Source organism: Aeromonas sp. R2-4 (genome assembly GCF_040908365.1).
Taxonomy (GTDB): domain Bacteria; phylum Pseudomonadota; class Gammaproteobacteria; order Enterobacterales; family Aeromonadaceae; genus Aeromonas; species Aeromonas veronii.
In genome coordinates this window covers 112,084-126,387 of record NZ_JBFODO010000018.1, presented here as the reverse complement: position 1 = coordinate 126,387, position 14,304 = coordinate 112,084, and the positions used below count along the sequence as shown (strand labels likewise).

General features: G+C 59.1%; 13 protein-coding genes. 6 read left to right on the top strand and 7 right to left on the bottom strand.

Going from position 1 to position 14,304, the window contains the following annotated elements:
• Positions 1–90 precede the first annotated feature (90 nt).
• Positions 91–375: a RepB family protein gene (locus AB5Z05_RS09010; RefSeq protein ID WP_100653771.1), complete on the top strand. Its 285-nt coding sequence runs from the start codon at positions 91–93 to the stop codon at positions 373–375.
• A 226-nt stretch (positions 376–601) separates the two neighbouring features.
• Here AB5Z05_RS09010 and rsmF read toward each other — a convergent pair whose 3' ends face one another.
• From rsmF to AB5Z05_RS08990, 4 genes are all read right to left on the bottom strand, one after another.
• Complete coding sequence (gene rsmF / locus AB5Z05_RS09005; RefSeq protein ID WP_368151137.1) at positions 602–2,032, bottom strand: 16S rRNA (cytosine(1407)-C(5))-methyltransferase RsmF; 1,431 nt, start codon at positions 2,030–2,032, stop codon at positions 602–604.
• A 144-nt stretch (positions 2,033–2,176) separates the two neighbouring features.
• On the bottom strand, positions 2,177–4,729 hold the full coding sequence (locus tag AB5Z05_RS09000) for an MlaD family protein (protein WP_368151135.1): 2,553 nt from the start codon (positions 4,727–4,729) through the stop codon (positions 2,177–2,179).
• A 55-nt stretch (positions 4,730–4,784) separates the two neighbouring features.
• Positions 4,785–5,387 carry a paraquat-inducible protein A gene (locus AB5Z05_RS08995; protein WP_005333132.1) on the bottom strand — a complete coding sequence of 201 codons (603 nt, stop codon included), beginning with the start codon at positions 5,385–5,387 and terminating at the stop codon, positions 4,785–4,787.
• Positions 5,371–5,997 carry a paraquat-inducible protein A gene (locus AB5Z05_RS08990; RefSeq protein ID WP_005345516.1) on the bottom strand — a complete coding sequence of 209 codons (627 nt, stop codon included), beginning with the start codon at positions 5,995–5,997 and terminating at the stop codon, positions 5,371–5,373. Before AB5Z05_RS08990 ends, AB5Z05_RS08995 begins: the two co-directional genes overlap by 17 nt.
• A gap of 147 nt (positions 5,998–6,144) precedes the next feature.
• On the opposite strand from AB5Z05_RS08990, the gene prpB reads away from it, so the two are divergent.
• The 3 genes from prpB to AB5Z05_RS08975 are packed head-to-tail and all read left to right on the top strand — an operon-like array spanning position 6,145 to position 9,626.
• Positions 6,145–7,032 carry a methylisocitrate lyase gene (prpB, locus tag AB5Z05_RS08985; RefSeq protein ID WP_368151348.1) on the top strand — a complete coding sequence of 296 codons (888 nt, stop codon included), beginning with the start codon at positions 6,145–6,147 and terminating at the stop codon, positions 7,030–7,032.
• A 10-nt stretch (positions 7,033–7,042) separates the two neighbouring features.
• Complete coding sequence (gene prpC / locus AB5Z05_RS08980) at positions 7,043–8,170, top strand: 2-methylcitrate synthase (protein ID WP_042055047.1); 1,128 nt, start codon at positions 7,043–7,045, stop codon at positions 8,168–8,170.
• A 10-nt stretch (positions 8,171–8,180) separates the two neighbouring features.
• Positions 8,181–9,626 (top strand): bifunctional 2-methylcitrate dehydratase/aconitate hydratase, encoded by a 1,446-nt coding sequence (locus AB5Z05_RS08975; RefSeq protein ID WP_368151133.1) that lies wholly within the window; start codon positions 8,181–8,183, stop codon positions 9,624–9,626.
• 99 nt (positions 9,627–9,725) lie between these two features.
• On the opposite strand, the gene AB5Z05_RS08970 is transcribed toward AB5Z05_RS08975, so the two are convergent.
• Positions 9,726–10,454, bottom strand: coding sequence for a hypothetical protein (locus tag AB5Z05_RS08970; protein WP_157160780.1), 729 nt, complete (start codon positions 10,452–10,454; stop codon positions 9,726–9,728).
• A gap of 259 nt (positions 10,455–10,713) precedes the next feature.
• On the opposite strand from AB5Z05_RS08970, the gene AB5Z05_RS08965 reads away from it, so the two are divergent.
• On the top strand, positions 10,714–11,046 hold the full coding sequence (locus AB5Z05_RS08965) for a polyhydroxyalkanoic acid system family protein (RefSeq protein WP_005333124.1): 333 nt from the start codon (positions 10,714–10,716) through the stop codon (positions 11,044–11,046).
• 255 nt (positions 11,047–11,301) lie between these two features.
• Positions 11,302–12,732: a wax ester/triacylglycerol synthase family O-acyltransferase gene (locus AB5Z05_RS08960; RefSeq protein ID WP_118853815.1), complete on the top strand. Its 1,431-nt coding sequence runs from the start codon at positions 11,302–11,304 to the stop codon at positions 12,730–12,732.
• 116 nt (positions 12,733–12,848) lie between these two features.
• Here AB5Z05_RS08960 and AB5Z05_RS08955 read toward each other — a convergent pair whose 3' ends face one another.
• Positions 12,849–13,637 carry a hypothetical protein gene (locus AB5Z05_RS08955; protein ID WP_236302733.1) on the bottom strand — a complete coding sequence of 263 codons (789 nt, stop codon included), beginning with the start codon at positions 13,635–13,637 and terminating at the stop codon, positions 12,849–12,851.
• Positions 13,638–13,662: 25 nt separating this feature from the next.
• Positions 13,663–14,304 (bottom strand): TetR/AcrR family transcriptional regulator, encoded by a 642-nt coding sequence (locus AB5Z05_RS08950; RefSeq protein ID WP_005345492.1) that lies wholly within the window; start codon positions 14,302–14,304, stop codon positions 13,663–13,665.

Below are 14,304 nucleotides of genomic sequence, written 5' to 3'. Positions count from 1 at the left end.
CAGCAGCCCAAAGGGAAAGGGCCATCTTCCTATGGATAATGGCATGTGATGAGAGATAACAAATCCGGAAATGAAACATCGCAAGGACATATGAGCCAAGAAATGACAGTGCGTGAAGAGCAAGAGGCTGTGCCCCAAAACAATGCCGAGCGGCAGCGCCAACATGTAAAACGCAAGCAGGAGACCCATACCCGGCTGCAATGCTGGATCAGCAATCGCCACGCCGAACGATTGGCCGCACTGGGTCTTCATCTCGAAGACAGTCAGGCATCACTCATCGAGCAGGCGATCGATCTGCTCTACCAACATGAGCTGGGTAGAGAACCTCCGTTTGAAAACAGAGTCGCCACACAGGTCGAAGAGACCGTAGAATAGATACAAGAGTGAAGTAACAGCGATACGTGAAGAGATAAAAAAAGCCAGGTACGAATTCCTTGTACCTGGCATAGGGGAATTGGCTCCTTGCAGAGCCGTGCGCTAACTGGTGTTCGGATTGCCTTAAGCTTAGACAAGGCTCAAGGCTTTTCAAGATCCGAAGAAAAGTTCAACCAGAGTGTGGGTATTTCAGACTCGTTCAAGTGCCTATGCACCGAACGGCCCACTACGCATTGAACAGATTGTTGTCACGCACCAGCTCGCGGGGGAGGGCATTCTTGACCCGACTCCCCACCCATTTCCCCATGCCCAGGGTATGCCCCTGATAGCGGACGATTACCTCGCCAGTGCCCGCATCCTGTTCTGGCCAAACATCCCGCCCCATCATGAATTCCCGCGCATTGGCGCTATCCAGCTCGACCACGCCCTTGCTCGCTTTATCGCCATAGGCCAATGCCCACTCATGAGTGAGGCGATAACCTTTCTTGAAGGTTTCGGCCAACTTGATGCCGATGCGATCAAAACGCAACTTGCCCTGCACCTGATCAAACATCTGGGGGAAGAGCCAGACCTCGTCATTGCGGCCAAACAGCTGACCCTGCGGTGCCACCCCAAAGTTGGCTTCGATCTCGCGCAACATGGGTTCCGCCTCTTTGGCAGGAAGCGGCGCAAAAGGGAATTTACCCAGCTTGCCCGGCTTGAACATGGTGTTGGGCACCGAGTGATGCTTGCGCAATCTAGCGACGAAAAAGCCTTCACTGTCGAAGATCTGGGGCCAAACGTGCAGGTATCCCTCGGATGTACAGGCCTGCTCTGCATGGGGGAACAGGTCTGCCAACGAGTCAAAACTCAAGGCATCGCCAAACTTGTTCAGCAGGGATTGGCAGACCGCCTGATTCTCCTGCTCACTCAAGGTACAGGTGGAGTAGACCAGCACACCACCCGGTTTCAGGGCATGGAAGGCGCTCTCCAGCAACCCTTGTTGCACCGCCGCAATCTCGTCGATGCTCTCGATACTCCAGTTGCGCAGCGCATCTTCATCCTTGCGCACCGTACCTTCACCGGAGCAGGGGGCATCGAGCAGGATGGCATCGAAGGTCTCCGGCAACCACTGGCCAAATACCTTGGCATCAAAATGGGTCATACCTACATTGGTCACGCCGCAGCGCTGGATATTGGCGCTAAGCACTTTCAACCGGCTGCTGGAAAACTCGTTGGCAACCAACATCCCCTGATTGTTCATCAAGGCGGCTATCTGGGTGGTCTTGGAGCCGGGGGCCGCCGCCGCATCCAGCAACATGCCATCCGCTTTGATCTTGTCACTGGCAAAGAGTGCCGTCACCGGCAGCATGGAGCTCGCTTCCTGAATGTAGAAGAGCCCGCTCAAGTGCTCGGCGGTGTTGCCAAGGGGGACAGTTTCATCGCTGCGGGTCAGCCAGAAGCCGGTATCACACCAGGGCACAGGGTCGAGCTGCCAACCCAGTGGCTCCATCAGGGCGACGAAATCCGAGACGGCTATCTTCAAGGTGTTGACCCGAATGCTGCGGCGCAGCGGACGTCGACAACTGGCCACAAAGTCTTCCATCGAGAGATGGGCCGGCATAATGGCCGCAATGTGGCGTAAAAAGTAATCGGGAAGGAAGGTGTTGTCGTGCACTGTGCCGTCTCGTTGACCGAAAAAGAGGGGCGATATCCTACCACAAGGCTAAGAATATTCTGAATCTGAACCCTATCAACAGGCACCGGAATATAAAAAAGCCCGGCACTGTGCCGGGCTTGGATGAGATACAAAGGGAAGGGATCAAGGCTGGATGCGCGGGCTCCACTCCAGCCACTCTTTCTCGGCCTTGCCGTAGAGCGGATAGCTGTGTCCCGCCTTGACGGTTGGCCCCATCTCTTTCTCCGGCGTATTGAAGGCGATGCCGCCGGCCAGCAGGCTCTGCACCGTCTCCACTTCGATAGTGCCGCCGGTCAGGCCGATATCCGCCTTGACCCCGGAGACATTCCAGAAACGGGAGTTGGCCCGCACCAGATGGGCATACTCCTGATCCACGTTGACATCGATCACCACCTCGCTGCCATCCCGAGCCAGCGCCACCTTGGTGACACTGCCCACCACCATCTTGCGAAACAGCAGCGGGCTGCCGACGCTCAGGCCATTGACGGAGGGGCTCTTGAGGGTCAGGGCCAGACCCACAGGGCCGACCTGACTCAAGGGGAAGCGATCTTTGCCAGCGCCTTTACCGGGTTGTGCCTCTACAAACGCCCCCTTGATCAGGGTATCGAGGTGCGCAACCCCGCCTAATCCCAGCTTGGCCTGCACCAGAGTAAAGCGGGCGCCGGACTGCAGGAAACGCTCGGCATAGTGGCCATCGAGCTCCGCCTTGAAGATCACCTGACCCAGAGACGGCTCCAGCTCGATCTCTTCAATTTTGCCGATATCGACCCCACGATAGCGGATCGGACTGCCAATCCCGAGCCCCGGATTGCTCTCTGCAACCAGTGACAGCTGGCGCACCTTGGCCTTGGCTTGCTCCCTGGAATCGAACAGTTGATGACTGCTGCGGCCATTGGCCAACCGATCAAACTCGATGGCACCGCGCAGCAAGGTACCGAGGTTGCCCACCTTGACCTGCACCCCATCGACCCGCACCTTGGTGTCGATGGCCGGTTTTTTCCAGAATTGGGGTTGCTGGGCGAGGAGGGGAGCATAGACCCCATCAATCTCGAGTTCGATCTCGACCCCCTCTTTGGCGGCGCGTAGCTGTTTGACCTTGCCCGCTTCCAGCCCCAGATAGAGCACAGGCGAGCCAATCCCAATGCCGTCGGCCTGATCTGCCTTGAGCAACCAGCGCTGCGGCTTGGCATCACGGGTACCGAGCAGTGCCAACTCCTGACTCGGGTAGAGACGGTTAATCCGCTCGCCACTGCTGGCTTGTACCAGCTTGATCCCGCCCCCCAACCAGGCACTGGCCGGACTGGTTTCTACTTTGATGCCGCTCAGATCGGCATCGATCTGCAACGGGGCGGCGCGATAGAAGCGGGCACGGTTGAGCAGGTGACCATAGTTCGGCGCCATCACCAGCTCAACGCTGGCATTGCCGCGCGCATCCAGGGTGAGCTGGCTGATACGGCCCACCTGCAATCCCTTGTACCAGACAGGTGCATCCTGATTGAGCCCCGCCAGATCGTCAGCCTGCAGCGTCACCTTGGTGCCGCTCTGGGGCGCGCGATCGGTCAGGGTCATCTTCTGTACCGGTTTGCCCGCTACATAGTCGAGGCGAATGGCCGGGCCGGAGAGCAGGCGATCTGCATGCTGCACGCCGGTCGCGGAGAGGGAGACACTCTCCCACACCAGTTGGCTCTTGTCGGTAATGCGATAGGCCTGCTCCGGATTGATCAGCGCTGTGACCACACGGCCTTGGTCGGTGAGGCGAATGGGGTCGATACGACCAATCTCGATCCCCTCATAGAGGATGGGCATCCCCTCCTTGACCGGAAGATCGACAGCCGCAATGTCGATACGCTCGCCGCGCGCCGCTTCCGCCAGCCCTTTATAGAGGACGAAAGTCTGTCCCTTCTCAGGCTCCGGTGAATCTTTGGGTGAGTCAAAGGCAATGCCGCCGCTCAGGATGGAGGTGAGGCTGCCAGCCTCCACGCTCACCCCAGCCAGACTGAAGGAGCCCTTGATGCCACTGATGTTCCAGAAGCGGGTATCGGCTTTGACCAGATGCTCGAAACGCGGCTCGATCACCAGATCCAGAATGACGTTCTGGTTGTCCTGGCCCAGACGGGTATTGATGACGCTGCCCACCTCGATACCGCGGAAATAGAGCTTGGCGCCAATCCCAACCGAACCCAGCGAATCGGCGGTCAGGTGCAGCATCCGCCCCTGAGCCTGATAGCCGGGAGGAGGGCCCTCCAGGGCATCGAAGGTCTCCTCCAGCGGATTGCTTTCACGCCCCGGTTGCAGGTTGATGTAGTTGCCGGAGACCAGGGTATCGAGGCCGGAGATTTCGGTGAGCGACGCCTTGGGGCTCACCAGCCAGAAGTCGGATCCCTTGCGGATCAGCGGCCTGGCACGGCTGTCAATCTTGGCCATTACCGCAATCTTGCGGCCATCTTCAGCCAGCTCCAGCTCTTGCACCACGCCGATGGCCACCCCCTGATAACGAACCTGGGTTTTACCCGGCAAGATGCCGTTGCCCTGGGCGAAGTTGATCTGGATAAGCTGGCCACGGCTCAATACCTGCTGATAGAGAAAGCCACCCGCCAGCAGCAGGGCTATCAGGGGTAACAGCCAGACCGGCGATAACCAGCGACGCTTTTCAATGACGGGTTCAGCCCCGATCATAGTGACTCCTTATTGGCTGGATTAAACAGCACATCAGACAAAAACAGAGAAATCATCAACGGGCCGCCTTGTCCCATAGTAAACGGGTATCAAGCATGCGAGCCGACATCATGGTCAGCACCACCACACCGGCAAAGGCGGTGGCCCCCGGGCCTGCGCGGACACTCAGCAGCACACCCCGATCGACCAGTGCCACCATCAGCGAAATCACGAACAAGTCCAGCATCGACCAGCGACCGATAAAATCGATCACCCGATACATCACCAGCTGGCGCTTGCGCCGAACCGGCTTGGCCCGCTGCAATTGCCAGCAGATCCAGCCCAGCCCCAATATTTTGCCCACCGGCACCAGTATGCTGGCGGTGAGAACTATGGTGGCAATCCCGCTCATTTTGCTGCGATAGAGCATCATGATACCGCTGAAGATGGTATCTGACTGCAGCAACCCCTTGTTGTAGAAATGGGTTATGGGCAACAGATTGGCAGGCAACAACATGAAGGTGGCGAGCGCCAGCAAGCCCCATGACCAGGCGAGGGAGCGGGGAATGCGCACCTGTAATTTGCTGCTGCAACGGGGGCAGACTGCCCCGGCTTGATAACGCACCAGCAGACCGCAGGTATGGCAGCGGCAGAGCCCCATCTCACGGGCGCTGGTCATGTTCCGGCTCCTTTAACGGGATCCGCGCCCAGTAGGGGGCGGGGTCAAACAGGATCAGCAGGGTCATGTTGAGCAGCATCAGAATACCGAGGCTGAGCAAGCCGCCACCGAGGCGCACATCGGCGATGTCGATCAGTTTGAACAGGGCAACCAGCAGGCTGACGATATAGACCTCCAGCATGGCCCAGTGGCGAAACACCTCGACCAGCTTCAAAGTGACGGGAAGAATGTGCCAACGTTTGGCCAGACCCGAAGCCAGCACAAAGATCCCCGCCAATAATCCCACCGGCGCCAACACAGCGCACCAGAGCACCAGGCTGGCTACCCACCATTCACCTTCGCCAAACAGTACCAGGATACCGCGCAGCAGGTCGGCGTCGGTGTTGACCCCTGCCAGCCGCAGATAGATCAGCGGTTCAAAAAAGGCGGAGGGCAGCAGCAGAAATCCGGTGATGGTCAGGGCCATCAACTGGGAGGGACGAAAGGCATAACGGCCATAGAGATGCTGGTGACAACGCGGGCAGTGGGCATGGCGACGCAGCGGCAGTGCTTTGCGCTGGATCAGCAAGTCGCACGCCGGACAGACAATCACGGAACCGGGCTCCATCATACAATTCAACCTGTTGAAGGAATTGGTGAAATTTACCCTAAAACCGGTTTCCTGTCTTGCCTGCGGCCAGAATGTTACGAAAGTATAATTGACGTTAACGTAAACGTGATATTAGATAGCCAGACTAGACAGGTGAAAGGAGTCATGATGTCCAGTTTGTCCCCCTCGGCAGGCCTGCGCTTTCGCACCGCCCTTGCCAATGAACATCCCCTGCAGATCGTCGGCACCATCAACGCCTATATGGCGCTGATGGCCGAACGCAGCGGCTTTCAAGCTCTTTATCTCTCCGGCGCTGGAGTGGCCAATGCCTCCTACGGCTTGCCGGATCTCGGTATGACCTCCCTCAACGATGTGCTGATCGATGCTGAGCGGATCACTGCTGCTACCCGTGTGCCGCTACTGGTCGATATCGATACCGGCTGGGGCGGGGCATTCAATATCGCCCGCACCATCCGCGCGTTCGAGCGGGCCGGTGTTGCCGCCGTCCATATGGAAGATCAGATTGCCCAGAAGCGCTGCGGTCATCGTCCCAACAAGGCGGTGGTCACGCTTGAGGAGATGTGCGATCGCATCAAGGCAGCGGTGGATGCCCGCGAGAATAGCGAGTTCGTCATCATGGCCCGCACCGATGCACTGGCGGTGGAGGGGATGGAGTCGGCTCTTGAGCGCACCGCTGCCTATGTGGCCGCCGGTGCCGACATGATCTTCGCCGAGGCGGTGACCGAGCTGGCCCAGTACGACCAGTTCAAGCTGGCGGCCAAAGTGCCGATCCTCGCCAACATGACCGAGTTCGGCAAAACCGCGCTGTTTGACAAAGAGCAACTGGCTGCCCACGGGGTCGATATGGTGCTCTACCCCTTGAGTGCCAACCGGGCTGCCAATCAGGCCGCCCTCAACGTCTATCAACATATTCGCCAGGATGGTCATCAAAGGGCCGTCCTGGAGACCATGCAGACCCGGGAGTCGCTCTACGACTTCCTCGGATATCACCACTACGAGCAGACACTGGATCGTCTGTTTACAGCCAAGGAATAGGAGGCAGCTTATGGGACAGCAAAAACCGTTGGGCGGGGCAGGTCTGCGCGGTCAAAGCGCAGGGGAGACCAGTATCTGCACCGTGGGCAAGAGTGGCACCGGTCTTACCTATCGCGGTTACGACATCAAGGAGCTGGCCGACAGCGCCCAGTTCGAGGAGGTCGCCTATCTGCTGCTCAAGGGGGAATTGCCCGGTGAGCAGCAGCTTGACGCCTACAAGCGCGAACTGCGTCGCCTGCGCACCTTGCCCCTGCCGCTGCTGGAAGTGCTGGAGCGGATTCCCGCCGATGCCCATCCCATGGATGTGCTGCGCACCGGCTGCTCCATGCTTGGCGATCTGGAGCCGGAAGATGGTTTCGAACATGAGCATGAAGTGGCGGATCGGCTGCTGGCCGCCTTCCCGGGCATTCTGATCTACTGGTACAAGTTCAGTCACGAGGGCGTTCGCATCGCCCTAGATACCGATGAAGAGTGTATCGGTGGCCATTTCCTCGCGCTGCTGCACCAGAAAGCGCCGAGCGAGCTGGAGCGTCGGGTGATGCATGTCTCCCTCATCCTCTACGCCGAGCATGAGTTCAACGCCTCCACCTTTGCGGCGCGGGTTTGCGCCTCGACGCTCTCTGACATGTTCTCCTGTATCACCGCCGCCATCGGCACCTTGCGTGGCCCGCTCCACGGCGGTGCCAACGAGGCGGCCATGGCGATGATTGAAGATTGGCAAGACGAGGCGCAGGCAAGGCGCGAACTGCTGGCCAAGCTGGCGGCCAAGGAGAAGATCATGGGCTTTGGCCACGCCATCTACCGCACTTCTGATCCGCGCAACGTCATCATCAAGGAGTGGTCGGCCAAGCTTGCCGAGGCGGTGGGTGATGATCGCCTCTATCGCGTTTCCTGCGAGGCGGAGAAGGTGATGTGGGAAGAGAAAGAGCTCTTTCCCAACGCCGACTTCTTCCACGCCAGCGCCTATCACTACATGGGGATCCCGACCAAGCTGTTCACGCCTATCTTCGTCTGCTCGCGGGTCACCGGCTGGTGCGCCCACGTGATGGAGCAGCGCGAGCACAACCGGATCATCCGTCCGAGCGCCGATTATGTCGGCCCGGCCCCCCGTCACTTTGTCTCCCTACAACAACGATAAGGAAATCACGATGTCCGCCAACGTCGACGTCAACCACAGACCCGAGCCCGATCAGGTACTGGTAGATATTGCCGATTATGTCTGCAACCACCCCATTACCAGCTCTGCGGCTCTCGACACCGCCCGCTACTGCCTGATGGATACGCTCGGCTGTGGCCTGCTTGCCCTGCGCTTCCCCGAGTGCACCAAACACCTTGGCCCCATAGTCCCCGGTACACTGGTACCCCATGGTGCCCGGGTGCCCGGTACCCAGCTTTGCCTCGATCCGGTCAAGGCGGCCTGGGATATCGGCGCCATCATCCGCTGGCTCGATTACAACGACACCTGGCTGGCCGCCGAGTGGGGTCACCCATCCGACAATCTGGGCGGTATTCTCGCCACCGCCGACTGGCTCTCCCGTACTCGCGTGGCCGAGGGCAAGGCGCCGCTCACCATGGCAGATGTGCTGGTGGCCATGGTCAAAGCCCACGAAATTCAGGGTGTGCTGGCGCTGGAGAACTCCTTCAACCGGGTGGGTCTCGATCACGTGGTGTTGGTCAAGGTCGCCAGCACCGCCGTGGTGACTCATATGCTGGGTGGCACCCGTGATCAGGTGATCGATGCGATCTCCCAGGCCTGGGTCGATGGCCAGAGCCTGAGGACCTACCGTCATGCCCCCAATGCGGGTTCCCGCAAGAGCTGGGCGGCGGGGGATGCCACCTCCCGCGCAGTACGCCTCGCCCTTATCACCATGAGCGGCGAGATGGGCTACCCCGGCGTACTGAGCGCGCCCAAGTGGGGTTTCTACGATGCGCTGTTCAAGGGCAATCAGTTCGCCCTGCATCAGGGATACGGCAGCTATGTGATGGAGAACGTGCTGTTCAAGATCTCCTATCCCGCCGAGTTCCACGCCCAGACTGCTGTGGAGTGCGCCATGAAGCTGCATGGGCAGGTGAAGGGACGGCTGGAGGAGATCGACCGTATCGAGCTCACCACCCATGAGTCGGCCATTCGTATCATCAGCAAGGTCGGTGCCCTCAACAACCCGGCCGATCGGGATCACTGCCTGCAGTACATGGTGGCGGTGCCTCTCATCTTCGGTCGCCTGATCGCCGAGGATTATGAGGACGATGTTGCCGCCGATCCCCGCATCGACGCGCTGCGTAGCAAGATGGTGGTGCAGGAGGACAAGCGTTACAGCCGCGAGTATCTGGAGGCAGACAAGCGTTCCATCGCAAACGCCATCCAGATCTTCTTCAAGGACGGCACTCACACCGCCAAGGTGGAAGTGGAGTATCCGGTCGGCCATCGCCGCCGCCGGGAGGAGGGGATCCCGCTGCTGGTGGAGAAATTCCAGCGCAATCTGGCCACCCGCTTCCCGGCCAAACGGGTCAGCGACATCCTTGCCCTCTGTCAGGATGGGCCACGCCTTGCAGCCACCCCGGTGCACGCCTTTATGGATCTGCTGGTGATCTGATCGCTCTTGCATTGGCCAACATATCGGCAAACAGTGATAAACGAAAAGCGGGCTCATCGGCCCGCTTTGTTATTCTGGCGGCTTATCCCTCGATAAGCCTTACCCCAGCGCACTGCTGTCGCCGTTAAAGAGCGCCGTCATGATGGCCGTCTCACGACTGGCGATGGTCTCGAGAAACTCGTTGGCACGCCCCATCTGATGACACACCTGATAGCCGCGCTCGACAAAGGAGAAGAGCTCGCCAAGCCCCGCTAGATGGGCGGGCCCTGACACCAGCTTGAGGGTTGCCCCCAGCAGTGGCTTTCTCGCCAATCTGTCCAACGTCATGCCAAGCTCGCTCACCAGCGCAATCTGATGTTCCCGGCGCGCCTGTTCACCCACGGCACGATAGGCGATGGTGTAATGATCCGGTGTGATGGGATCAATGCCATCAATGCGTCGCAGCGCCACCACCATCAGGTAGTCCAGCTCTTCGGAGAGAGCGTCGAGCTCGATCGCCTGCGCCAGCACCTTGAGGCCGGACTCCGGCAACAGCCGCTCGGCAGTCGGCATCACCCGCATCACATCCGCATCGCGGCGGGCGCAATCCCCCGGGCCATAGAGGTCGGTCAGGAAAAACTCGGCGGCAGGGCCGTAGCGGTCACTCTCCAGCAGATCACGATGGGTCCGCCCCAACCGGTCGGCCTGCCACTGGCGTAGCCGATCCCGATCCTGCAGATCCTCCGGGTGAGCACGCATCTGCTCGCGCAAGGCTGCAACCCGCTTGAGCTGGCGGTAGAGCCGACCCAGGGTGCTATCGTCGTCGTGGGCATGTTCTTGATGCGTCATCTACAGCTCTCTGGCCTTGGGCCCATTGATGGGGATTCGGTGATACGAAGATACAAGTGAATGAAAAACAAGTAGCTTTTGCTGACCGTTCCGTGACAAGTGTAGCGCGCACGGGGGAGGGAATAAATGCCATGCCTCGCTGATGGCCTTCATCCCTCTCGACTCTGTTAAGTGAGTCCCATTTATGTGAAGCATCCTTTCATTTGTTGTGAACATGTGTTTAATATCAATAACTAACTTATGACCCAGAGTAACGACCATGTTCTTCAACTCGCTCGCTGGCAGCAGCGCACTCTCTATCATTCAGATCAGCCGTCAGCATCCGCTGGGATTGGCCGCCGCCCGGCTCGCGGCAGAAGCCATCGCTGCGGACATGAGCGAGAGCTATCAACTCGATTGCGAATGGGCTGATGAAGAGGAGACCGAGCTTCGTTTTCGCGGCTCAGGGGTACATGGCACTCTCACCCTGGACGAAGATACCCTGGAACTGGAAGTGCATCTTGGTTTGATGCTGTTGCCAGTACGCAGCGTACTGGAGCAAGAGATCCTCGATTATGTCGACAATCGCTTACCTTGCCCCAAACGTGTTTGAAACTCTTCGTTGCACTGGTTTTAAATAAACCAGCTGTAAACGATGACTGTTTAAAATAAGTTGGCAAGCCATATGGTTTGTCAGATTTATTCTCCAGCGAGCTCTCAATTCTATTTTTTAAGTAATCTTTCATTTTTATTTCATATTTCGAGTCGGCACTCATTAATGTCATTCTGATTGCATCAAGCCTTCATCCGGATATGAGGGAAGGAGCAATTTGCCGCCTCGGTAAATTTATTTTGTAGGGAAACAACCATGCCACTGAGTGAATTTATCTCCTGCGTCGATACCGCCTGGTTACGCATGGACAGACCCAACAACCTGATGCAGATCATCGGTGTCCTGATGTTTGAAGGAGAGCTTGATGAAACGCGTCTGCGGGCCGGATTGCGCCATACCATTTCGGTGCAACCCCGCTTCCACCAGCGGGCCGTGCTGGAGGGGGGCTCCTACTACTGGCGCCATGATCCCGATTTCGATCTCGATCAGCACCTCAAGCGAGTGATCCTGCCGGGTGAAGCGGGCAAGCTGGAGCTGGAGAAGCTGGTGGCCGATCTCGCCTCGACGCCGCTCAACCACCAGCGCCCCCTGTGGGATATGCACCTGACCGACACTTCGCTGGGTGGGCAAGCGCTGGTGGTGCGCATTCACCACGCCATGGGCGATGGCTTCTCGCTGGTGCGAGCCATGCTGACCATGATGGATAACACCCCGGAAGGGGCGCCGCGACCACCGTCACCGGAGCCACTGGATGACAGCGATGACGAGGATGAGGAGGATTGCCACCAGGGCAGCCGTCTGGTGCGGGCCGGTCTCAAGCTGACCGGTAGCCTCTGGTCCAAATATGTCGAAGTGGTCACCCATCCCACCAAGGCGGTGGATTACCTCAAGACCGGGCGCGATCTGGCGAGCGAGCTGTGCAATATCGCCACCCTCGGTGATGACTCCCCCTGCCGCCTGCGGGGTAAGACCACCAGCACCAAGCGGGTGGCCTGGTCGGAGCAAATTGATCTGCCGGATATCAAGGCAGTGGGCAAGGTACTGGGCTGCTCGGTCAACGATCTGCTGATCGCTGCCACCGCAGGGGCGTTTCGCCACTACCTGCAGGAGAAGGGGGATGATGCCAACAAGGTCAAGATCCGCGCCCTGGTGCCAGTCAATATGCGTGCACCGGACGATGAGGGGGCGCTGGGCAACCGCTTCGGGCTGGTGGCCCTGGACTTGCCACTGGATGTTGAACACCCGTTACAGCGGCTCTATACCGTACGTGACCGGATGCAGGCGCTGCGCACTTCTCTACAACCCGTGGTGGTGCTCAACCTGTTACATGCCCTTGGCATGGCCCCCAATGCGGTACAGCAGCAGGCCGTCGAGCTGCTCACGGCCAAAGCCAGCGCGGTGATCACCAATGTGCCTGGCCCGCAGCAGACCCTCTATCTGGCTGGAGCAAAATTGCGTCAGCCGCTGTTCTGGGTGCCGCAATCGGGGGATATCGGCGTCGGCGTCTCCATCCTCTCTTACGATCACAAAGTGCAACTGGGCCTTATCACCGACAAGAAGCTGGTACCGGATCCGGATCGGGTGGTCGAGCGGTTTGCGGTGGAGTTCGAGCAACTGCTATTGCTGGTACTGATGGAGCCGGAGCTGTTGTTTGACCCCAACGGACTGGATGCGTTGCTCGGTTGAGCGTGCATTTGAGCGACCAGTGACGGCGTAGCCAACCGGTCAGCTTCCCATCATAAAAGAGGCCAACCCGCGGGTTGGCCTCTTGTTTTGCTACCTCTTAGTGGCAGGAGTGGCGGTTAATCCGCCAGCTCTTCCCGCGCCGCCTCCACATCGAGGCGCTCCATCGCATCCATGGGTTCGCATTCGGCCGCTTCGGCATAGAGGGCTTCGGCCGCTTTCAGGCGGCTCTTGCCGTGCAGCATCACCTGAGCGTTGGCGAACTCCATGCGGGCGATAGCCGATTCGGGGATCAGCGCCAGCGCCTCCTTGAAGTGACGCTCGGACTCCTCCTTCTTGGCACCATAGGTAAGGCCGCCGATCATGGCCCCCAACTTGTCGACGATCTCCGCATGCCAGGCGCCAAAGGCGATATGGGCCTCGGCGTGATCGGGCGCCAGCTCCAGCGCCTTCTCGAGGCTTGCCTTGATCTTGTCGCCAATGCCTTGCGAGAGGGCCTTGGAGATGGAAATGACCTGACTGTAGCGACCGAGTGCCAGCGCGTGGAAATACCAGGCGTTGGCGTTCTTGGGCTGACGCTTTTGCAGCTTCTCGGCATGACTGGCCGCCCGCTCGAAGGCGGCGCGCTTGGCATACTTGTCCTCCAGCAGATAGCTGGCGTGGATCACCAGCGCCTTGTTTGCCACATTGAGTCCTGCCTCACCGGCCGCTTCGCCAAGGGCGACTGCCCGGGCAAAATCCCCGGCATGATAGGCCCGCCAGGCATCCTGTACCTGTTCATCCTCGGGCCAGGGTTCGGCATCCCCCTGATGGAGACGATCCCAGTTGTCCGCCAGCTTCTGGCCGGCATAGTCATAGGCCGCATCCGCGTAGGGGAAGGGGACAAATTCGAGTTGTGAAGTGGTCATGCTTGTTCTCCCTGTAGCATGTGAATCAAACCTTGTCGGTGTAGTGGTGGGCGAGGGCGCCCAGATGAGCGCGGGCATCGGCCCGCAAATAGGGTGCGACCAGCTGCATCACCTGAAAGACGCCGAGGGCAATATCGGCGTCCGCCTTGGGGTGCAGTGCCCGCTGATAAGAGATCCAGAATGTACCCACCAGCGCCACATTGGCCGCCAGCGTGCGCATCTGTTGCGCCGTGCCCTCCATCAGCCCGACCGTTTGCAGATGGTTGCAAATGGCGATGGCGGTCTGCTCCTTGCGGCGCAGCAGGGCGGAAAAGCGCTGTTCCACCTGATGATAACCACTCATCAGGGTTGCGATATCGTAGTAGAGGAAACGGTACTGCCAGATGGCTTCAAACATCAGGTGGAGAAAGAGCCAGATATCTTCTGGCTCATCGGACGGGGTGCTGACCGCCTCCAGCAGGCGATCCATCTGCTGTTCAAATTCGCAGAACAGGGCGTTGACGATCTCCTCCTTGTTGTGGAAGTGGTAATAGAGATTGCCCTGGCTGATCTCCATCTCGGCCGCAATGGCCGAGGTGGTGACGCTGGGTTCCCCTTGTCGATTGAAGCAGGCGAGGGCAGTGGTCAGGATCCGCTCCCGGGTACGGCGTTTGGGTTTGCGATCCAT